The following is a 19133-nucleotide window of genomic DNA, read 5'->3' as shown; positions in this document are numbered from 1 at the left end:
ACGCGGCCGCTACAATGGCGGTCTTTCCGTTTCCAGGTGACCCCACCCCATGTCCCAGAACTCCAAGGCCAAGCGCGACAAGCGCAAGAAGCAGCAGGCCAAGCGCCCGTTCCTCCGCCTGAACGCCCAGCAGCAGGTGCAGAACCATGCCGTGCTGACCAACGAAGACGGCCAGGTGGTTGCGGCCATCGGCCTGCAGGGCCGTGAGTGGCTGCTGGCCATCGGCGGCCAGACCATGGGCAACGCCGAGAATCCGGTGCCGATGCTGGCCATGCTCAAGCACCTGGCCAACGTGCAGGAGAAGGAAGGCCGCAAGGTCAACCTGGAATACTCCGAACTGCTGCAGAAGCTGCTGGACACCCTGGCCGCCGAATCCGAGCAGACCGCTGACGAGTACCTGGACAAGCTGGTCGCCGAGTTCGAAGGCGTCGACGCTGCAGAGGGCGAGGAAGGCGAAGCCGCCGAGGGCGACGTGGCCGAAGACGCCGCTGCCGAGGCCACCCCGGCCGCTGACAGCGACAGCAAGCCGCAGGCCTGAACCGGCCGCGGCGGTGACGGTCTACGTCGATGACGCGGTGCATCCCTGGCGCGGACAGCGCTGGGCGCACCTGATGGCCGACACCCTGGCCGAGCTGCACGCGATGGCGGCGCAGCTCGGCATTCCCCCGCGGGCCTTCCAGAACAAGGCCAGCGGCGCCCACTACGATGTCACTGCCGAGCTGCGCGCGCAGGCGATCGCGCTCGGTGCGCGGGCGATTTCCCGGCACGCCGACCGCGAGCTGGTCAAAGCAGTGATCGCCAACGCCAGGGCGCAATACCGGCCGTAGGCAGGCGTGGGTGGCTACCGCTTGCTGTGCTGGGTGGGGCTACCACTTGCTGTGGTGGGTGCGGACCTTGGTCCGCACATCAGGCACAGGGCATGCCGAGCAAGGTTGGCATCCCCCATAGGCGGGCTCCGCACCCACCTGCCCTGCTCAGAACGGGTCGCTGCCCAGCCGGATTTCCACGTTCAGCAGCGAGCACAGCGCCAGCATCGCGTCGTCGTCGCGGGTCAGCGCCATCACGCCGGTGAAGCCGTCGCTGCCGGCATCCACGCTCCACAGCGTGTAGTTGTGCTCGCGCAGGCGGTCGAAGGCGGTGGACATCAGCTGCACGCCGTCCAGGTCTTCGGTGAAGTCCTCGTCGTCCAGGTCGCCGCCCCAGTCCAGCTGCAGGTTGAAGCGTGCCGACAGCTCGTTCACCGCCGACTGCAGCGATTCCAGGTCGTCACGCTCGACCTCGAAACCGGACTGCCAGGCAATGGCCGTGAACAGCGCCGGCAGCCAGTCGCTGTCCGCTTCCAGCGGCTGCCCGTCCTCGGACAGGTGCTCGCGCCAGCGGTTGAACTGCTGCAGGGCCAGCTCTTCGTCGCCCGGGTTGATCAGCACCAGCAGGTTCCAGACCCGCGCCTCGAAGCCCTCCTCGTCGAAGTCGTGGATGTCTTCCTCGAAGTCGAAATAGTCGCTGTTGTCGGGCATGGCGGAACTTCCTCTGGGGCAGGCCGGCATTCTACGGTTTATCCTGTGCCGCTGAAGCCGGCCTTGGTGGCCGCCACTGTGAATGAAGCGATGAGCGATACCCCTCCCGACCACCTGGCGATCAACCCGGCCAGCCCCTTCCATGATGCGCAGGCGCTGGAGCGCGGCGTCGGTGTGCGTTTCAACGACGTCGAGCGCGACAACGTCGAGGAATACTCGATCAGCGAAGGCTGGATCCGCGTGCAGGCCGGCAAGGCCCGCGACCGCCGCGGCAACCCGATGACCATCAAGGTCAAGGGCAAGGTCGAGGCGTATTTCCTGGAAACGAAGCCGGAATAAGCACGGCTCCCGGATCCTGGGGTCAGGTCCCTTTCCTGCGGGAAGGGATCTGACGCCGATCGACGGCGCCCAACCGCAGCGTCACTCGCGCTTGCGCGATTCCAGCAGGTCCAGGTTGCGGATCAGGCGCCGCGAGATCTCGTCGGAAATCACCCCGCGCCGGGTCAGCCGGAACAGTTCCTCGCGCTCGGCATTCAGGCCCGCGCTGCGCAGCTGGCGGTAACCCAGTTCCATGCGCCGCACTTTCTCCGGGTCCACGTCGGGCCCGTCGTTGTCCTTCTCCAGGTGCCGCTGGTACAGCAGGCTCACCCGCGAGGCAGCATCGTTGTACAGCTGCACGTTCTCGGTGTTCTGGTTCATCACCAGCTGCTGGCGCATGCGTTCGACCCCGGCCAGCGCAGCCTTGGAGGACAGCTTGCGTGCCAGGTCCTCTTCCTTGCGCTCGCCCGAATCGGCTGGCAGCTGCAGGCCCTTCAGCAGCTGCGGCAGCGCCACGCTGGCGCCGATCAGCGAGAACAGGATCACCGCCGCGGCCAGGAAGATCACCAGGTCGCGCGCCGGGAACGCACTGCCATCGGGCAGGAACAGCGGCAGCGTCAACACACCGGCCAGGGTGATCGCGCCGCGCACGCCGGCCACCGAAGTCGCCACCACGATGCGCCAGTTCGGTGCCTCGCCCCGCTCCAGGCCACGCCGACGCGCGCGCAGCAGGTTCCAGCGCAGCGACAGCCATACCCACAACAGGCGCAAGGTAATCAACGCCAGGTTGATCACCACCACGTACACCACCAGCCACCACGCACTCTGGTGGCCGGACTCGTTCATGGTGGTGGTGGCGCGTTCTACGATGCCCGGCAGCTGCTCGCCCAGCAGCACGAACATGATGCCGTTGAAGCTGAACTGCAGCATGTTCCAGACCCCCGCACGCTGCACGCGCATGCTGCCGGAGACACGGCCGGTCAGCTCGACGTAGCTCATCGCGATACCGGCGGCGACTGCGGCGAGGATGCCCGAGGCATGGATTTCTTCGGCCAGCAGATAGGCCGCGAACGGGATCAGCAGGTTGACCAGCATCGCGGCACCCGGCTCTTCGCCGAAGCGGCGCCACAACCAGCGCTGGAACGTGGACACGCCGAGGGTGACCGCCACGCCCACGGCAAGGCCAGCCACCGCCACCCACAGGAAGGTCAGCGAGGCCGTGGCCAGCGAGAAGGAGCCGGTCATCACCGCCGCCACCGCGAAACGGAAGCAGACCAGGCCGGACGCATCGTTGAGCAGCGACTCGCCTTCCAGGATGTGCATCAGCCGCTTCGGGATCGGTGCCTTGGAGGCGATCGCCCCGACCGCCACCGGGTCGGTCGGCGACACGATGGCCGCCAGCGCGAAGCACACCGCCAACGGCATCACCGGAATCATCCAGTGGATCAGCAGGCCGGCACCGATCACGGTGAACACCACCAGGCCGAACGCCAGTTCGAGGATCGCGCCCTTGTCGCGGAACAGGCCCTGCTTGGGAATGCGCCAGCCATCCAGGAACAGCAGCGGTGGCAGGAACAGCAGGAAGAACACCTCCGGCTCCAGCGCATGGCCGCGGTTGAACACGCCGGCGATCACCGCGCCCAGGCCGATCTGCACCAGCGGCAGCGGCAACGAGAACGGGAGGACGCGAACCAGGTAGCCGCTGGCGACAACGGCCACCAGCATCGCCAGGACGACTTCAATGGTATGCATGCTTCTTCCAGGAAGCGGCGCGCGGGGAGGCTCGAGGGCCAGCGCCGGAAACCCGGAAAAAACTACCACATGCGGCCATGACCGCGACGGCCGGGGCCGTCGCGCGTCAGCCCCGGCTCATGCCCCGTCGAAGCGGTACAGATCCATGGCGAGGAAGCCAGCATCGATGCCGGCGTCGATGCGGCGTGCACCGAAGCCGCCCTCGCCGGCCGCGCCCATCGCGAAGAACAGCGGCAGCAGGTGCTCGTCGGTCGGGTGCGCACGTTCGGCGAACGGCGCCTGCCGGCGGTAATCGAGCAGGGCCTGGCGGTCGTCGGCGGCCAGGCGCTGCTCCACCCACTCGATGAAGGGCCGCACGTACGGCGCTTCCTTGCCGTCCTGGTAGTCGCCCCAGTCGTGCAGGTTGTGGGTGATGCTGCCCGAGCCGACCAGCAGCACGCCCTGCTCGCGCAGCGGTGCCAGCGCGCGGCCCAGCGCGAACTGGTGCTCGGGGCCGAGCAGCGGCTGGATCGACAGCGGTACCACCGGGATGTCGGCCTGCGGGCGCAGCAGCCGCAGCGGCACCCACGCGCCATGGTCGAGGCCACGCTGCGGGTCGAGTGCCACCGGCAGGCCGGCGGCGGCGATGCGGCCGGCCACCTCTTCGGCCAGCGCCGGATCACCCGGCGCCGGGTACTGCAGTTCGAACAGCGCGCGCGGGAAGCCACCGAAGTCGTGGATGGTGGGCGGCTGCGGATGCGCGCCGACCAGCGGCTGCCGGCCCAGCCAGTGCGCCGAGGCCATCACGATGGCGCGCGGCGTCGGCAGGTCGCGCGCCAGCTCGGCCAGGCGCACGCCGACCTGGCCCGGCTGCAGGGCGGTCATCGGCGAACCATGGGAGATGTACAGCGAAGGCAGGCGGGACATGGAATTCTCCAGTTGCAGGGTCAGGCGGCGATCAGCGCGAACGCAGGGTCCACTTGCCGTCGCCGACCAGGAACAGCACCACCAGCGCCAGTGCCCAGAACGCCGGGTATTCCCAGCCGCCGCCGGCATTGGCGAAACCGAAGCCGTTGGCACCATGCACGGTGACGATGGTGCCCAGCAGCAGCGGCACGCCGACCAGGCCCACCCAGCGCGCGTAGATACCCAGCAGGAGCGCGACGGTGATCACCAGCTCCACGCCGATGGTGAGGTAGCCGAGCACGCCGGGCAGCCCCAGCGACTCGAAGAACGCCGCCGTGCCGGCCGGGGTGAATACCAGCAGCTTGATCAGCGCATGCACCAGGAACAGCACACCCAGGGCCAGGCGCAGCAGGGTGGCGCCGTACGGGGCCAGCGGCGAAACAGGAGCGGTCGTGGTGTGCATGGGGAAACACCTTGAAGGGAGTGGGCACAGGTTATTGCGCCTTCGCGAGCCAATAAATACGATGGATTGACCGTATTTATTTCAAAAGGCGCAACAATGGACACCCTCGAGGCGATGCGCGTGTTCGTGGCGGTGGTCGAGCGCAACGGCTTCAGTGCCGCCGCCCAGGCCCTGGACATGTCCACCGCCGGCGTCACCCGCCAGGTCGCCGCGCTGGAAAAGCGCCTGTCCACCCGCCTGCTCCACCGCACCACGCGCCGGGTCAGCCCGACCAGTGCCGGCGCCGCCTACTACGCCCAGTGCGTGCGCCTGCTGGCCGAGTTCGATGCACTGGAAGCCAGCATCGGTGCGCAGGCGCTGGAGCCTTCCGGCACGCTGCGCATCAACGCACCGGTCAGCTGGGGCATCGCCCGCCTCGGCCCGCTGCTGGCCAGCTACCGCGAACGCTACCCGCAGGTGGAACTGGACCTGGCCCTGTCCGACCGCCTGGTGGACATGGTCGAGGAAGGCTACGACGTGGCCATCCGCATCACCCGCGAGCCCGGCCCCACCCTGATCGCGCGTCGCCTGGGAGAGTCGCGGGTGAGCCTGTGCGCCGCGCCGGCCTACCTGGCCGCACGCGGTACGCCACAGACGCCGCAGGAGCTGCAGGCACACGCCTGCCTGAGCTACAGCTACTGGGCCGCCGGTGACCACTGGCCGCTGCAGGGGCCGGGCGGCGAAGTGAAGGTCTCGGTGAGCAGCCTGCTGCATGCCAACAACGGCGACGTGCTGCGCGAAGCGGCGATCGCCGGCATGGGCGTGATCCTGCAGCCCGACTTCCTGCTGGAAGACGCGCTGGCCGATGGCCGCCTGGTGCGTGTCCTGCCCGAGTGGGAGGCCTCGCCGATCGGCATCTTCGCGGTCTATACCAGCCGCAACCACCTGGCACCGAAGGTGCGCAGTTTCATCGACCATCTGGTGGAAGCCGGGGTATAGCCGAGTCTGGCGCCTGCCGGTAGTGCCGGCCGCTGGCCGGCAATCCGACACATCCCGGTCCTGGGCGAATGCCGGCCAGCGGCCGGCACTACCACTTAGGCGGCCACTTCATCCAGCGCGTCGATGATCCGTTCCAGCGGCGCCGGTCGCCCCAACAGGTAGCCCTGCACCTGGTCGCAGCCGTGCGCAGCCAGCCAGTCCAGCTGCCCCGGCGTTTCCACGCCCTCGGCGATGATGGTCAGGCCCATGCTGTGGCCCAGTGACAGCAGCGCACGGCAGATCGAGGCATTGCGTGGATTGGTTTCCACGTCAGCGACGAAGCTGCGGTCGATCTTCAGGATGTCCAGCGGCAGGTGCTGCAGGTAGGACATGCTGGAATAGCCGGTGCCGAAATCATCCAGCGACACACTGATGCCCTGCTCGTGCAGGCGCTGCATGGTCTGCATCGCCTGCGCCGGCTTGCGCATCAGGCTGCTCTCGGTCAGCTCCACGTGCAGCGCACCGCGGGCCAGGCCGAAGTCCTGCTGGGCGCGGGTGAACTCGGCCACCAGGTCGCTGTTGAAGAACTGCACCGCCGATACATTGACCGCGATCGGCAGCTCACCCCAACCGGCCTCGACCAACCGGCGCTGCGCCTTCGCCGCCGCGCGGATCACCCAGCGGCCCAGCGCCAGGATCAGCCCGGTGTCCTCGCATAGTTGGATGAACTCGTTGGGCGGAATGAAGCTGCCGTCGGCCTGTGGCCAGCGCAGCAACGCTTCCAAGGCCGCCGGGCTGCCATCGCTGGCATGCCGGATCGGCTGGAAATACAGCTGGAACTCGTTGTCGATGGCGGCGTGGATGCGCCCGGCCAGGCGCAGCCGGTCGGCCAGCCGCGTGGTCACCGCCGCATCGAACCAGACCACCACGTTGCCTTCGGCGCGTGCCGCGTGCGCGGCCTGCGCGGCCATGCCGATCACCTGCTCGGCGCTGTGGCCGTCACCGGCGATGTGCACGGCCACACCGATGCGTGGTTCGAACTGGTGCAGCGAATCCTTGCCGCGCATCGGCGCCGACACGATCTGCAGCAGGTCGTCCAGCACGCGCTGGGTATCGTGCTCGGCACCGATGGCGAACACGAAGTCCTCCGCCGGCTGGAATGCCAACGTGCCACAGCGCGCGCCCAGGCCACCGAGCCGGGTCGCCATCGACTGCAGCACCGCATCGCCGATCTCGCGGCCCAGCGTATCGGCCACCAGCTGCAGGCCGCGCAGCTGCACGAAAGCGATGGTGTAGCCCTCCTGCTGCTCGTCCAGCTGCTCGGTCAAGGCGCGCACGTTGAGCAGGCCGGTGGCCGGGTTGTGCCGTGCCTGGTAGGCCAGGTCACGCTCGTAGGCCAACCGTTCGCTGACATCCTCGGCCAGCACCAGGCACGCGGGCTGTCCGTCGAAATCGAGCCTGGACAGGTGGGCGCGCACTTCGAACACGCTGCCGTCCTTGCGCCGGTGCAGGCGCACGGTGGCGTCCTGCAGCTCGCCGACGCGGGCCTTGGCGATCGCCCCCTTCACCTCATCCCAGCCTTCGCGCGGGCGGATGTCGAGGATGCTCATCGCCAGGAACTCGTCGCGGCTGTAGCCGTACTGGCGCACCGCCGCATCGTTGACCTCGATGAAGCGCAGCGTGTCCGGGTCGAACACCCAGAACGGCGCCGGGTTGCGGTCGAACAGCAGGCGGAAGCGGCGTTCCACCTCGCTCACCTGTTCGCGGGCCTGGTAGCGCTCACTCAGGTCGGTCAGCGCACCGATCATGCGCCGCTCGCTGTCGGCCACTTCCACCCGCTGCCCACGCGCGCCCACCCAGCGCACCTCGCCCCCGGGCAGTACCAGGCGGAACACCTGGTCGAGCACGGCGCTGCCGGCGAAGGCCTGGTCAAAGGCCTGCTGCAGGCGCGCGGCATCATCGCGATGCACGCGTGCAAAGAAATCGGCAACCGGCAGGGCATCGGTCTGCACCCCGAAGATCTCGCGCGCCAGCGGTGACCAGCGCAGCAGTGCGGCGTCCTCGTCAACGTACCAGGTACAGACGCGCCCGACCTGGTGTGCAAGGCGCAGCTCGGCGTGGCCTGCCTTCAGCTCCTCGGCCATCGCCTGCTGGCTGCGGGTGCTGCGGCGCACCGCGTACAGCAGCACCAGCAACACCGCGATGTAGGCCAGTACGATCGCCACTGACGCCTGCAGGTACGGCCACCACGGCGCCAGTACGTCTTCGTCGGCCAAGCCGACCTGCACCGCCAGCGGGCTGCGTTCCAGCGTGCTGATGGTGATGATGCGCGGCACGCCGTCGACGGCGCCGGGCAGGCTGCCCAGCTCGACCACCGCCTGCTTGCCGAGCAGGTCACGGCGCGGCAGATCATAGCGGCGACCCACCGTGCCGTGCGGATCGGGCACGCGGGCCAGCATGTAGCCCTCGGCATCGCTGATCGAGACCAGTCCGTTGGGGCCGACATCGAGGCCACCGACGATGCGCTGCAGTTCGCCACAGCGCAGCCGCGCCAGCAGCCAGCGGTCGCCGGCCATCGGCAACGCCAGCGGGACCACCCAGCCGCCATCACTGGCCCGCTGCGGCGGGCCGATATACAGCGCGCTGCCCTGGCCGCGGCGCTGCGGGTCGGTCCACAGCGGCAGCTGCAGGTCGCCCTTGCCGGCCGTCAGCGGTCGGCCATAGCTGTCGAGCACGACGATGCTGTGCAGCTCGGCATGCCGGCGCAGCACGCCGCCGATGGAGGCATCCAGCAAGGCCGGCGCCTGTGCCGGCACGCTGCGGAACAGTTCGGCGGCGTCGGCGGCGATGCCGGACATGGCCCGTTCCAGGTTGCGCAGCTCCAGCGCCAGCAGGCGCTCGCTGCCCACCGCCAGCGCACGGCTCTGCCGCTGCGCCGCTTCCAGGCGGCGGTGGTGGTCATTGACCAGCATGGTGGTCAGGCCGGCCACCAGCAGCACGCCCAGCAGCACGCCGCCCCAGGTGATGGCGCGCAGCGGCCGGGCCAACGCCCGTTTCAGCGCGGGCATCGGTTGATCTTCCTTGTGCAGTCGGCTGGCTTCATGCGCGAACGAATCCTCCACGTCCCCGACCTCAACGGCCGGCGGACGCCATTCTTGACGCCTGACCCCGTCCTGCATGGCCACCTCCCCGTGTCCGCGCAGGGCTCCAGGGTCCAGCATGCACCACCCCGGTGACGGCGTGAAGATCGCGTCTGCGCGTTCAGCCAGATCCTGCACAGGGCGGGCCGCCCAAGGGGGCGGCCAGTGGCGCTGGAGCGGATTAGACTTGGGGTTTTCCGCTGCAAGAGAAGTCCATGTCCAAGCTGCGCCGTCCCACCCTGGCGCTGGCCATCGTTGCCAGCCTGTCCCTGGCCGCCTGTGACCGCCCGGCCGACCCGGCCGCCGGTGCCACCGCGCCGGCCGATGCCGCCCCCGCTGCGGCCAAGCCGATGCTGGGCAGTTTCGGCTTCGATGCCAGCGGCATGGACCGCAGCATCGCCGCCGGCGATGATTTCTTCGGCTTCGCCAACGGCACCTGGGTGAAGAACACCGAGATTCCGGCCGATCGTTCGCGCTTCGGCAGCTTCAACGTCATCGCCGAGAAGACCCTGGCCGATACCCGCGCGATCCTCGAAGGCGCCGCCGGCAACACCCAGGCCAGCGGTGACGACAAGCTGATCGGCGATTACTACGCCGCCTACATGGACGAAGCCGGCATCGAGCAGCACGGTCTTGCGCCGGTGCAGCCGCAGCTGAAGGCCATCGATGCGATCGCCAACAAGGCCGGGCTGGCCCGTGCCCTGGGTGGCGACCTGCGCGCCGACGTCGACCTGCTCAACGCCACCAACTTCTACACCGACCGCCTGTTCGGCCTGTGGGTGTCGGTGGACATGCTGCAGCCGGACCGCACCGCGCCGTACCTGGTGCAGGGCGGCCTGGGCATGCCCGATCGTGATTTCTACCTGGGCGATGGCCGCATGGCCGAACTGCGCAAGCAGTACCAGGCCTACATCGCGCAGATGCTGCAGCTGGCCGGCGTCGCCGATCCGGCGGGCAAGGCGCAACGCATCCTCGCGCTGGAAACGAAGATCGCGCAGGCGCACGCCACCCAGGAAGAAACCAACGACGTGACCAAGGGTGCCAATCCGTGGACCCAGGCCGACTTCGCTGCGAAGGCACCGGGCATGGACTGGAACGCTTTCCTCGACGCAGCCGCGCTGGGTAACCAGCAGGACTTCATCGTGTGGCAGCCCAAGGCCGTGGCCGGCCTGTCCAGGCTGGTCGCCACCGAGCCGCTGGACGCCTGGAAGGACTACCTGGCCTTCCACGCGCTGGATCGTGCCGCCGCCTACCTGCCGAAGAAGTTCGCCGATGCCCGCTTCGCCTTCCACGGCACCGCGCTGAGCGGCACGCCGCAGCAGAGCGACCGCTGGAAGCGCGCGGTGGACGATGCCAACCATGCGGTCGGCGAAGCGATCGGCAAGCGCTACGTCGAGAAGCACTTCGATGCGAAGACCAAGGAGCGTGCGGACGAGATGGCGAAGAACATCATCGCCGCCTTCGCCAAGCGCATCGATGCACTGTCGTGGATGTCGCCGCAGACCAAGGCGCATGCCAAGGCCAAGGTCAACGGCCTGACCGTGGGCATGGGCTATCCGGAAAAGTGGCGCGACTACACCGGCCTTGAGATCCGCCGTGATGATCCGCTGGGCAATGCACAGCGCGCCGAGCTGTTCGAGTATCAGCGCAACATCGCCAAGCTGGGCAAGCCGGTCGACCACAGCGAGTGGGCGATGCTGCCGCAGACCATCAATGCGATGAACGTGCCGCTGGAAAACCGCCTGGTGTTCCCGGCTGCGATCCTGCAGCCGCCGTTCTTCGACGGTGCGGCCGACGACGCGGTGAACTACGGTGCGATCGGCGCGGTGATCGGCCACGAGATCAGCCACGGCTTCGACAACGCCGGCGCCCTGTTCGACGAGACCGGCAAGCTGCACAACTGGTGGACTGCCGAGGACCTGAAGCAGTTCAATGCTGCCGGTGATGCGCTGGCCGCGCAGTTCAGCAGCTACGAGCCGTTCCCCGGCGTGCACGTGAACGGCAAGCTGACCCTGGGCGAGAACATCGCCGACGTGGCCGGCCTGGGTACCGCCTACGACGCTTACCAGCTGTCGCTGCAGGGCAAGCCGGGCCAGACCCTGGAAGGCTTCACCCCGGATCAGCGCTTCTTCCTCGGCTTCGCCCAGGCGTGGCGCAGCAAGAGCCGCGAGCAGGCGCTGCGCAATTCGCTGCTGACCGATGTGCATGCACCCGGCCAGTTCCGCGCATTGACCGTGCGCAACATCGACGCCTGGTACCCGGCGTTCGAAGTGAAGGAAGGCCAGAAGCTGTACCTGGCCCCGGACAAGCGGGTCAAGGTGTGGTGATGTAACCGGAACGGGCGCCGCAAGGCGCCCGTTTCATTTCCGGGTAGCGGCCAACCTTGGTTGGCACTGCGTGGATCTACCGACGCGTTGTGGCAATCACCAGCGTGGCGACCATGGCAAGCCCGGCCGCTGCCCACAGATTCGCATGCTGGCCCACGCCATCGAGCAGCCGGCCACCGCCCCATGCACCCAGTGCGATGCCGATGTTGAACACCGCGACATACAACGCCGTGGCGATCTCCACGGCCTGCGGCGCCGCCTTCATCATCCAGCTCATCAGGCCCACCGATACGCCGCCGTAGGCCAGGCCCCACAGCAACAGCACCGCAATGCCACCGGCCGGCGTGCCACCCAGCCACAGGAACAACAGCGGCGTCAGCAGCAGGCCCGATGCGATCGCCAGCAACGTGCCACGTGGATGCCGCGCGGCCATCGGCCCGGCAATGAAGTTGCCAGCGATGCCGGCCAGGCCATAGGCGAACAGCAATGCACCGATCCACGACGCATCCACGCTGGAGGCGGATGTCAGCAACGGCCGCACATAGGTGAAGGCGATGAAGTGCCCGGCCACCAGCAGCAGGGTCAGCCACAGGCCCCGCTGCAGGCTGCGATGTCCGAGCTGCTGCACGAACTGGCCTGGCCGCACCGACGAGGTGACCGGCAACGCCGGAACAACGCGCAGATGCAGCAGCATCACGGCCGCGCTGAACAGCGCCATCGCCGCAAACGCGCAGCGCCAGCCCAGTGCATCGCCGATCAGCGCGCCCATGGGCACGCCCAGCACGGATGCCGCCGCCACGCCACCGAAGATGATCGAGGTGGCCAGGCCGATACGGTGCGCAGGTGCCAGCCGCGCTGCCAGCCCACCGGCGATGGCCCAGATGCCGCCCATGCAGAACCCCACCAGTACGCGCGCGGCCAGCAACCAGCCGATGCCCGGTGCCAGCGCCGAAGCGATATTGGCGACCAGCAGCAGGCCCAGCAGCGTGCACAGGATGCGACGGCGATCGATGCCACCGGCCGCGATCACCACCAGCGGTGCGAACAGCGCCGCCAGCAGGGCCGGCAGCGAGATCATCAGCCCGGCGGTGCCGTTGGAGGCGCCGAGATCGTCGGCGATAGGGGTCAGCAGGCCCACCGGCAGCATTTCGGTGGTGACCACCGAGAACGTGGCGAGGCCGACAGCGGACACCGCCCACCAAGAATGGCGGGGCACAGGCGCGGCATGCGCAGGCGATGAAGCGCTCACGGGATGATTCCTTCAGGGGATGTGGATGCAGCAGACGGGTGCAGTGCACGTTGCGCGAGCACGGCGAACAGCAGCACGCCACCGCCTGCCACCAGCGCAACGACAAAGCCGCTGCGCACGCCACCGGCGTCGATGCTCTGTCCGGACAGCGCAGCCCCCAGCGCCACACCGATGTTCAGTCCGGCCAACAACCAGGTCATGCCTTCGGTAAGACGCGTTTCGGGCACGCGCTGTTCGACCAGCGACATCGCCACGATCATCGTCGGCGCGAAGAACGCCCCGGCCAGCAGCACCGCCACGGCCAGCGCCGGCAGGCTGCCGACCCACAGCAGCGGCAGCGTGGTCAGCGCGGTGGCTGCAGCGCCCAGCAGCAACAGCCGCTGCAACGGCACCTGCAGCTTCAGCGCACCGAACAGCAGGCCCGCCGCACAGCTGCCCAGCGCATAGGCCGACAGCACGACGCTGGCGGCAAGCGGCTGCCCCCGCTGTTCGGCGAAGGCCACGCTGGTGATGTCGACAGTGCCGACGATCACGCCCATTGCCAGCATCAGCAACGCGAGCAGCCGGATCTCCGCTTGCCGCAGCAGTGAGCGCGAGGGCGTTGAACCTTCGCCGTTCTGCAGCGGCGGTTCGGTGCCACGCTGCAGCACCAGCGCAGCCACGCCTACCACCAGCAGCAGGGCGGCCGCCAGCACGCCGGCCTGCGGCCATACCGCCACCGACAACCCGACCGACAACGGCGGGCCGGCAATGAAGGTGACCTCGTCGAACACGGTCTCCAGCGAGTACGCGGTCTGCAGTTGCGGGCGACCGCGGTGGATCGCGGTCCAGCGCGCGCGCACCATCGCCGACACGCTGGGCATGCAGCCGGCCAACATCGCTGCGACGAACAGCATCCAGTCCGGCGCGGCCAGCAGCGTGCACGCGAGCAGCAACAGCAGGCCGGCCGCACTGGCCGCCGTGGCCCACGGCAGCACCCTGCGCTGCCCACGCCGGTCGACCCAGCGCGATACCTGCGGCGACAGCAGTGCGTAGGTCAGCACGAAGGTGGCCGACACCGCACCGGCCAACGCGTAGCTGCCGCGCAACTGCGACAGCAGGGTGATGATGCCGATGCCGGTCATCGGCAGCGGCAGGCGTGCCAACAGGCCCGCGAGGGCAAGGCCAGCGGTGCCGGGGGCGGCGAACAGGTCGCGGTAGGGGGTAGCCATCGAATTCTCCAGGGCAGCGGCTTGCCTGGCGCACGCGGCGCCACGACAATACATACAGAGCGTATGAATAAGAGGCTACATTCATACGCACCGTATGTAAATAATCATGCACCGCGTATGTAAGGAGCTCCGGATGGTCCGCCGCACCCGCGCCGAGATGGAAGAAACCCGCGCCAGCCTGCTAACCACCGCCCGCCGGGTGTTCAGTGAGCATGGCTATGCCGCGACCTCGATGGATGACCTGACCGCCCAGGCCGGTCTGACCCGGGGTGCGCTTTACCACCACTTCGGCGACAAGAAGGGCCTGCTGGCGGCCGTGGTCGCGCAGCTCGACGCCGAGATCGACCTGCGCCTGCAGGCGATCAGCGACGGCGCAGACGATGCCTGGGACGGCTTCGTGCAACGCTGCCGCACCTACCTGGAATTGGCGCTGGAACCGGAGATCCAGCGCATCGTGCTGCGCGACGCGCGCGCGGTGCTCGGTGGCGCCTCACCGGAATCGCAGCGCCACTGCGTGCACTCGATGCAGCAGTTGATCGAACAGTTGATCGCGCAGGGCGTGGTGGCAGCGGTGGATGCGCAGGCACTGGCGTCGCTGATCTACGGCAGCCTGGCCGAAGCCGCGTTCTGGATCGCCGAGGGCGAAGACGGTGGTGCGCGCCTGCGGCGGGCGACGGCAGCGCTGGAGATGTTGTTGCGTGGGTTGAAGGTCGCCGGGTAACGCCCATCCACGCATGGCGTGGATCTACTGCGGAATCCGCTCTGGTAGATGCCAACCCTGGTTGGCGCTTCTGTGGCATCGCGAAGTGCGTGCCAACCAAGGTTGGCACCTACCAGGCAACCGCGGGCCACTCGCGCAACACCGCCACCGGCACGCCCATGCGCGCGCAGGCGCGGCTGGCCAGGCCATCGGGTAGCGCCCGGCGGAACAGCGGCGCCATGCCCTGCATCAGCTTCGCCGACGCCGCCGCCTGCGCGCGCTGGCGCGCACTGCGTTCAAGCATGCCTTCGGCCCAGTCCGGCAGCAGTGCCGCGCCCGCACCCAGGAACACTTCGCGCGACAGCCCCGGCACCGGTACCGGCAGGCGCACCCCGGACAGCACCTCCAGCACCTCGCGCGAGCGTTCGTCGACGCGCAGCTCCGGCTGCCGCGCACAGAAGTACGCCGCCACTTCCGCTTCGCTGCGCGGCACGTCCACCGCGCCCAGCGCCTCGGCCACGCAGCGGTATTCGTCGTAGTAGCGATCGGCGATGTGCGCCGGCACCTCGCGTCCGTAGCGGCGGAAGCCCTGCAGGAACCCGAACGCCTCGGTCACATGCACCCAGGTCAGCAGCTGCGGATCATCGGCGGCGTAGGGTTCGCCCTGCGCGGTCTGCCCGAGGATCTGCGCATGGATGCGGCGCACCTTGGCCACCAGCGCCTCCACCTCGCCGCTGGGCGCATAGCTGGTGCCGGCCACGAAGGCCGTGGTGCGGCGCAGGCGACCCACCAGGTCCTGGCGGAAATTGGAGTGGTCATAGACCCCGGCCAGCGCGCGCGGGTGCAGGGTCTGCAGCATCAGCGCGCAGAGGCCACCGGCGAGCATCGAGGGGAATTCGGCATGCAGCCGCCAGGTGACGCTGTCCGGGCCGAACCAGCCCGGATCGCCCTGCGGATGGTCGTAGTCGATGCCGCTCTGGCCACGCGGGAAGGCCTCCAGTACCCAGCGCCGGATCGGCGCGGTGACGGGGCGGGAGAGTCGCTGCAGCAGAGCCGGCATCGCAGGTCCAGGAAAGGCGGAAGAACGGCCGCAGGTTGCGCGGTCGCCCCCGATTCTGGGCGATCACGACGGCGGCGGCGAGTCTCCGCGCTCAGCCACGGTTCCATGTGCGGCCGCAGCACGTTTCACCCTGCGACATCCTGTCGCAGGCTGCGACCACGATGCTGCGCCGCACCAAGATTCACCCATTCAGACAAAACCCTTACGCCGCTTGGCATTGCGCCCATTGCACGGCTCGCTGGAAGTGCTAGAACTGAACCCGCCACACCGTCCAACGCTGATCGACGCACGTTCCACAAGGAGCCAGCCATGATTGCTTTGTTCAAGGGTTTGGGACTACTGCTTCGCGACAACGAGCTCTACAGCAGCCCGTTCGAAAAACAGGTCGCGCACTGGCGCAGCCTCAGCGAGCAGCAGATCCGCGATGAAGTGGCTGTGCTGGCCCAGGCCAAGTGCCAATGGCTGATCGCCTCGATCGTCGGCTGGCAGGCGGCCTCGCTGCTGATCCTCGGCCTGATCACCAACTACCTGTGGCGCGACGACTACCACATCACCTTCACCCGCGTGGTCGTGGTGTTCGGTTCGTGGATCTCGATCCTGTTCGTGATCTGGTTCATGGCCAACATGTTCGACCGCACCGCCGGTTTCGAGCGCTGGATGAAGGCCTTCAACAGCCGCGCCCGCATCAGCTCCAAGGCTGACAGCGTCGAGCACGTGGCCGAGGCGCTGGACCTGGCCGAGCACTACCCGGAAGTGCTGGACTACAAGCAGGCGGTTACCGCCAAGCGCGAACTGCGCCACGAGGACATCCGCATCATGACCGAGATCGGGCGGATGAAGCAGCACTCCGAACTGGTCGGCCGCCTCAACCATGTGGGCGAGACCGAACACCACCATGACCTGACGCTGCAACCTGCCTACTGACCCTTCAGGGAAGCGGGGGACCCACAATGCCACCGTGATCACTCACGGTGGCATTGTTCTATCGGGTCCTGGCTGACGCACTGGCGGAAGCCGTTGGGCAGGCCACGCATGGCCTCGGTCTTTCCCACCGCCACTGCGAACCGGCGCAGCGGCGGCGTGGCACACGCGGCGTCGGGGCTGCAGGCCGGATCAAGCACCAGGTAGTGGCAGGCGCCACTGCTGCTGGCAATGCACTGGAAGCGTGCCTCGCCATCGACGACGGTGCCCTTGCTGTACAGCGTATCCACGCCGTTGGCCTGGGTGCGGGTGATCGAGGTGTTGCGGGATTTTTCGCAGCCGGCCAGCGCCAGCACGACGACGCACGCAATCAACAATCGGGGCATGTTCGTTCCTCGGTGCAAGGGCGATGCTGCTGCGGCTACATGCCGCGGAACAGGCTCATGAACGGCTGGCTGACCACCAGTGTTTCCGTGCGCCCGCGCAGGCGCAGCACGCCGCGCCCGGTATCGTCGCGGCTCACCGCCGCCACCGCCTTCATGTTGACGATGGTGGAGCGATGGATCTGGCGGAAGTGCTGCGGATCGAGCACTTCCAGCAGCTCACGCAGCGGTGTGCGCAGCAGGCTTTCGCCGGCGGCGGTGACCACGGTGGTGTACTTGTTGTCGGCGCGGAAGTAGGCCACGTCTTCCAGCATGATCAGCTGCGTCTCGCGGCCGTTGCTGGCGGTGATCCAGGCCAGCGGTGGGCGCTCCACTGCACCCTGCGATGGGCCCAGCCGCTGCAGCAGGCGCTCCAGCACGGCATCGTCCTGTCGCGTCGATGGCAGCCGCGACAGGATGCGCTCGCGGGTGGCCAGCAGGCGCTCGTCGCTGACCGGCTTCAACAGGTAATCCATCGCGCCCTGCTCGAACGCATCGATGGCGTACTGGTCGTAGGCGGTGACGAACACTACCTGGGTGCGCGGGCTCAGTTCGGACAGCGAGCGCGCGACCTCGATGCCGCTGATGCCGGGCATGCGGATGTCGAGGAAGGCGATGTCCGGCTGTTTCTCGGCCAGCTGCTCCAGCGCGCTGGCACCGTCCTCGCACTCGGCCACCAGTTTGAGGTCCGGCCACAGCCGGCCCAGCTGCTCCACCAGTGACTGCCGCAGCAGTTCTTCGTCTTCGGCGATCAGGGCTTCAAGCGGCATGGCTGCGCTCCTTGTGCGACTGCGGCAGGGTCATGGTCGCGGCCACGCCGCTGGGAAAGTTGGCAACGATTGCCACGCCGGCCTGCTCGCCGCAGGTCAGGCGCAGGCGTTCGCGCAGGTTCTTCAGGCCGATGCCGGTTCCGCTGGTGCCCTGGCCGAAGCCGAGCCCATCGTCGGCCACGGTCACGGTTACATGGTCATCGAAGCCGCGCGCCAGGATCCAGATCGTGCCACCGCCGGGCTTGGGTTCCAGGCCGTGCTTGATCGCGTTTTCCACCAGCGTCTGCAGTGCCATCGCCGGCAGGTGCACGCCGTGCAGTTCGTTCGGCACCTGCACTTCCACCGCCAGCCGTGCGCCCATGCGGATGCGCAGGATTTCCAGGTAGGCACGGGTGCGGTCCAGCTCCACGCCCAGCGTGGATACCGATTCGTCCACCTGCGGCAACGAGCTGCGCAGGTACTGGATGAGGTGGCCGAGCATCTGCTCGGCACGGGCCGGATCGGTGCGGGTCAGCACCTGTGCGTTGGCCAGCGTGTTGTAGAGGAAGTGCGGTTCCACCTGCGCGTGCAGCAGGTTCAAGCGCGCCACCGACAGCTCCTTTTCCACCTGTGTCTGTTCGGCGGCGGCCTGTTCGTCGCGGCGCTGGTCGGCGACACGGCGGCTGATGGCACGGGTGACCGCTTCAGCGTTCTCGAAGTTGCTGCCCTCGTCCAGCGCCAGCAGGTCGGCCCACCAGCCGGCATCGGGTTCGAACAGCAGGGTGACGGTGCTGGTGCCCTGCCCCGGCGTGACCGTGGCCAGCACGCTGTTGCGCTTGATCGCCAGCCGCGCCGGCAGGTTCCAGCGCGACGGCTGGCGGCCGTTCCAGAGGTCGACCCGGCGAACATAGGCGCGCACCTGCAGGCTGCCGGCCGAGCTTTCCACATCCTCGACGCGTGGCAGTTCGGCGATTGCCGCTTCCACCACGGCGTAGGCCTGGCCGGCATCCATCGGCAGTTCCACCTGGCGGCGCTGGCGCCCGGACAAGGTGGTCGAATCCAGCCGTCCGGCGACCAGCCAGACCCGGCGTACATGGGTGATCGCGCTACCCAGCGCGGAGATCATCAGGAACATCGCCAGCAGGCCGAAGACCCAGCCGGGGCCATCGTTCATGCCGCTGAAGATGCCGCTCCAGACCATGCCGGCGACAACCAGCGCGGCAGCCCAGGCCAGCAGGTGGCGGATCAGGAGAGAGAGGCTGGCAAACACGGCGGCGCCTTGGAGGAAGGGGGTGAGCCGAGCATAGGGCGGCCCGCCGGGCAAGCAAGCGGGCTGCGACGAAGGCCGGGAAAGTGGGGATGGAAGGCCATCTGGTAGTGCCGGCCGCTGGCCGGCTCCCCATGACCTCCGCAAGCATCACAAGGTTGCCGGCCAGCGGCCGGCACTACCCGGGAGGCGCCG

18 protein-coding genes are annotated in these 19133 nt (G+C 68.2%); 7 read left to right on the top strand and 11 right to left on the bottom strand.

The window, feature by feature from the left end:
* Window positions 1–49 precede the first annotated feature (49 nt).
* Together ACZK1G_RS02560 and ACZK1G_RS02555 are read left to right on the top strand one after the other, a co-directional pair.
* Window positions 50–538 (top strand): hypothetical protein, encoded by a 489-nt coding sequence (locus ACZK1G_RS02560; protein ID WP_014035836.1) that lies wholly within the window; start codon window positions 50–52, stop codon window positions 536–538.
* A gap of 13 nt (window positions 539–551) precedes the next feature.
* Complete coding sequence (locus tag ACZK1G_RS02555; protein WP_004153991.1) at window positions 552–827, top strand: DUF4031 domain-containing protein; 276 nt, start codon at window positions 552–554, stop codon at window positions 825–827.
* A gap of 147 nt (window positions 828–974) precedes the next feature.
* On the opposite strand, the gene ACZK1G_RS02550 is transcribed toward ACZK1G_RS02555, so the two are convergent.
* Window positions 975–1517, bottom strand: a complete 543-nt coding sequence (locus ACZK1G_RS02550; protein WP_075675476.1) for a DUF6630 family protein — start codon at window positions 1515–1517, stop codon at window positions 975–977.
* 90 nt (window positions 1518–1607) lie between these two features.
* Here ACZK1G_RS02550 and ACZK1G_RS02545 point away from each other — a divergent pair, with 90 nt between their 5' ends.
* A complete protein-coding gene (locus ACZK1G_RS02545) occupies window positions 1608–1856 on the top strand; it encodes a DUF3297 family protein (RefSeq protein ID WP_101766371.1) in 249 nt (82 codons plus the stop codon).
* An 81-nt stretch (window positions 1857–1937) separates the two neighbouring features.
* On the opposite strand, the gene ACZK1G_RS02540 is transcribed toward ACZK1G_RS02545, so the two are convergent.
* The 3 genes from ACZK1G_RS02540 to ACZK1G_RS02530 all read right to left on the bottom strand — a co-directional run bounded on the left by ACZK1G_RS02540 (window position 1938) and on the right by ACZK1G_RS02530 (window position 4935).
* Window positions 1938–3587, bottom strand: a complete 1650-nt coding sequence (locus tag ACZK1G_RS02540) for a Na+/H+ antiporter (RefSeq protein WP_014035832.1) — start codon at window positions 3585–3587, stop codon at window positions 1938–1940.
* 117 nt (window positions 3588–3704) lie between these two features.
* The gene (locus ACZK1G_RS02535; protein WP_101764864.1) at window positions 3705–4493 is read right to left on the bottom strand and encodes a dioxygenase family protein; all 789 of its coding nucleotides are present in this window, start codon (window positions 4491–4493) and stop codon (window positions 3705–3707) included.
* 31 nt (window positions 4494–4524) lie between these two features.
* On the bottom strand, window positions 4525–4935 hold the full coding sequence (locus ACZK1G_RS02530; RefSeq protein ID WP_049424804.1) for a DoxX family protein: 411 nt from the start codon (window positions 4933–4935) through the stop codon (window positions 4525–4527).
* Window positions 4936–5031: 96 nt separating this feature from the next.
* Between ACZK1G_RS02530 and ACZK1G_RS02525 the strand changes: the two genes are divergently transcribed.
* Entirely contained in the window at window positions 5032–5913 is an 882-nt protein-coding gene (locus tag ACZK1G_RS02525; RefSeq protein ID WP_101764863.1) for a LysR family transcriptional regulator, read from the top strand.
* A gap of 95 nt (window positions 5914–6008) precedes the next feature.
* On the opposite strand, the gene ACZK1G_RS02520 is transcribed toward ACZK1G_RS02525, so the two are convergent.
* A complete protein-coding gene (locus tag ACZK1G_RS02520) occupies window positions 6009–9071 on the bottom strand; it encodes a bifunctional diguanylate cyclase/phosphodiesterase (protein ID WP_101764862.1) in 3063 nt (1020 codons plus the stop codon).
* 176 nt (window positions 9072–9247) lie between these two features.
* On the opposite strand from ACZK1G_RS02520, the gene ACZK1G_RS02515 reads away from it, so the two are divergent.
* The gene (locus ACZK1G_RS02515; RefSeq protein WP_101764861.1) at window positions 9248–11359 is read left to right on the top strand and encodes a M13 family metallopeptidase; all 2112 of its coding nucleotides are present in this window, start codon (window positions 9248–9250) and stop codon (window positions 11357–11359) included.
* A 76-nt stretch (window positions 11360–11435) separates the two neighbouring features.
* Here ACZK1G_RS02515 and ACZK1G_RS02510 read toward each other — a convergent pair whose 3' ends face one another.
* Together ACZK1G_RS02510 and ACZK1G_RS02505 are read right to left on the bottom strand one after the other, a co-directional pair.
* Window positions 11436–12608, bottom strand: a complete 1173-nt coding sequence (locus ACZK1G_RS02510; protein WP_101764860.1) for an MFS transporter — start codon at window positions 12606–12608, stop codon at window positions 11436–11438.
* Window positions 12605–13819, bottom strand: coding sequence for an MFS transporter (locus ACZK1G_RS02505; RefSeq protein WP_101764859.1), 1215 nt, complete (start codon window positions 13817–13819; stop codon window positions 12605–12607). Before ACZK1G_RS02505 ends, ACZK1G_RS02510 begins: the two co-directional genes overlap by 4 nt.
* A 133-nt stretch (window positions 13820–13952) precedes the next feature.
* Here ACZK1G_RS02505 and ACZK1G_RS02500 point away from each other — a divergent pair, with 133 nt between their 5' ends.
* Entirely contained in the window at window positions 13953–14540 is a 588-nt protein-coding gene (locus ACZK1G_RS02500) for a TetR/AcrR family transcriptional regulator (protein WP_101764858.1), read from the top strand.
* Between the two features lie 109 nt (window positions 14541–14649).
* Here the strand turns inward: ACZK1G_RS02500 and ACZK1G_RS02495 are convergent, their stop codons facing one another.
* A complete protein-coding gene (locus tag ACZK1G_RS02495) occupies window positions 14650–15579 on the bottom strand; it encodes an oxygenase MpaB family protein (RefSeq protein WP_101764857.1) in 930 nt (309 codons plus the stop codon).
* Window positions 15580–15888: 309 nt separating this feature from the next.
* Between ACZK1G_RS02495 and ACZK1G_RS02490 the strand changes: the two genes are divergently transcribed.
* On the top strand, window positions 15889–16503 hold the full coding sequence (locus ACZK1G_RS02490; protein WP_014035825.1) for a hypothetical protein: 615 nt from the start codon (window positions 15889–15891) through the stop codon (window positions 16501–16503).
* 38 nt (window positions 16504–16541) lie between these two features.
* Here the strand turns inward: ACZK1G_RS02490 and ACZK1G_RS02485 are convergent, their stop codons facing one another.
* The 3 genes from ACZK1G_RS02485 to ACZK1G_RS02475 are packed head-to-tail and all read right to left on the bottom strand — an operon-like array spanning window position 16542 to window position 18941.
* Entirely contained in the window at window positions 16542–16886 is a 345-nt protein-coding gene (locus tag ACZK1G_RS02485; protein ID WP_014035824.1) for a hypothetical protein, read from the bottom strand.
* Window positions 16887–16921: 35 nt separating this feature from the next.
* Complete coding sequence (locus ACZK1G_RS02480) at window positions 16922–17692, bottom strand: LytR/AlgR family response regulator transcription factor (protein WP_101764856.1); 771 nt, start codon at window positions 17690–17692, stop codon at window positions 16922–16924.
* Window positions 17682–18941: a sensor histidine kinase gene (locus tag ACZK1G_RS02475; RefSeq protein ID WP_101764855.1), complete on the bottom strand. Its 1260-nt coding sequence runs from the start codon at window positions 18939–18941 to the stop codon at window positions 17682–17684. Before ACZK1G_RS02475 ends, ACZK1G_RS02480 begins: the two co-directional genes overlap by 11 nt.
* Between the last annotated feature and the right edge of the window lie 192 nt (window positions 18942–19133).

This window comes from Stenotrophomonas sp. 109824_Sma (assembly GCF_056480025.1).
The sequence above is the reverse complement of the archived record's forward strand: the minus strand, read 5'-3'. Positions and strand labels throughout refer to the sequence as shown.

Coding starts and splice junctions, on each gene's coding strand:
- ACZK1G_RS02560 (WP_014035836.1), top strand. CDS start 50: ATGTCCCAGAACTCCAAGGCCAAGCGCGACAAGCGCAAGAAGCAGCAG.
- ACZK1G_RS02550 (WP_075675476.1), bottom strand. CDS start 1,517: ATGCCCGACAACAGCGACTATTTCGACTTCGAGGAAGACATCCACGAC.
- ACZK1G_RS02545 (WP_101766371.1), top strand. CDS start 1,608: ATGAGCGATACCCCTCCCGACCACCTGGCGATCAACCCGGCCAGCCCC.
- ACZK1G_RS02540 (WP_014035832.1), bottom strand. CDS start 3,587: ATGCATACCATTGAAGTCGTCCTGGCGATGCTGGTGGCCGTTGTCGCC.
- ACZK1G_RS02535 (WP_101764864.1), bottom strand. CDS start 4,493: ATGTCCCGCCTGCCTTCGCTGTACATCTCCCATGGTTCGCCGATGACC.
- ACZK1G_RS02530 (WP_049424804.1), bottom strand. CDS start 4,935: ATGCACACCACGACCGCTCCTGTTTCGCCGCTGGCCCCGTACGGCGCC.
- ACZK1G_RS02525 (WP_101764863.1), top strand. CDS start 5,032: ATGGACACCCTCGAGGCGATGCGCGTGTTCGTGGCGGTGGTCGAGCGC.
- ACZK1G_RS02520 (WP_101764862.1), bottom strand. CDS start 9,071: ATGCAGGACGGGGTCAGGCGTCAAGAATGGCGTCCGCCGGCCGTTGAG.
- ACZK1G_RS02515 (WP_101764861.1), top strand. CDS start 9,248: ATGTCCAAGCTGCGCCGTCCCACCCTGGCGCTGGCCATCGTTGCCAGC.
- ACZK1G_RS02505 (WP_101764859.1), bottom strand. CDS start 13,819: ATGGCTACCCCCTACCGCGACCTGTTCGCCGCCCCCGGCACCGCTGGC.
- ACZK1G_RS02500 (WP_101764858.1), top strand. CDS start 13,953: ATGGTCCGCCGCACCCGCGCCGAGATGGAAGAAACCCGCGCCAGCCTG.
- ACZK1G_RS02495 (WP_101764857.1), bottom strand. CDS start 15,579: ATGCCGGCTCTGCTGCAGCGACTCTCCCGCCCCGTCACCGCGCCGATC.
- ACZK1G_RS02490 (WP_014035825.1), top strand. CDS start 15,889: ATGATTGCTTTGTTCAAGGGTTTGGGACTACTGCTTCGCGACAACGAG.
- ACZK1G_RS02485 (WP_014035824.1), bottom strand. CDS start 16,886: ATGCCCCGATTGTTGATTGCGTGCGTCGTCGTGCTGGCGCTGGCCGGC.
- ACZK1G_RS02480 (WP_101764856.1), bottom strand. CDS start 17,692: ATGCCGCTTGAAGCCCTGATCGCCGAAGACGAAGAACTGCTGCGGCAG.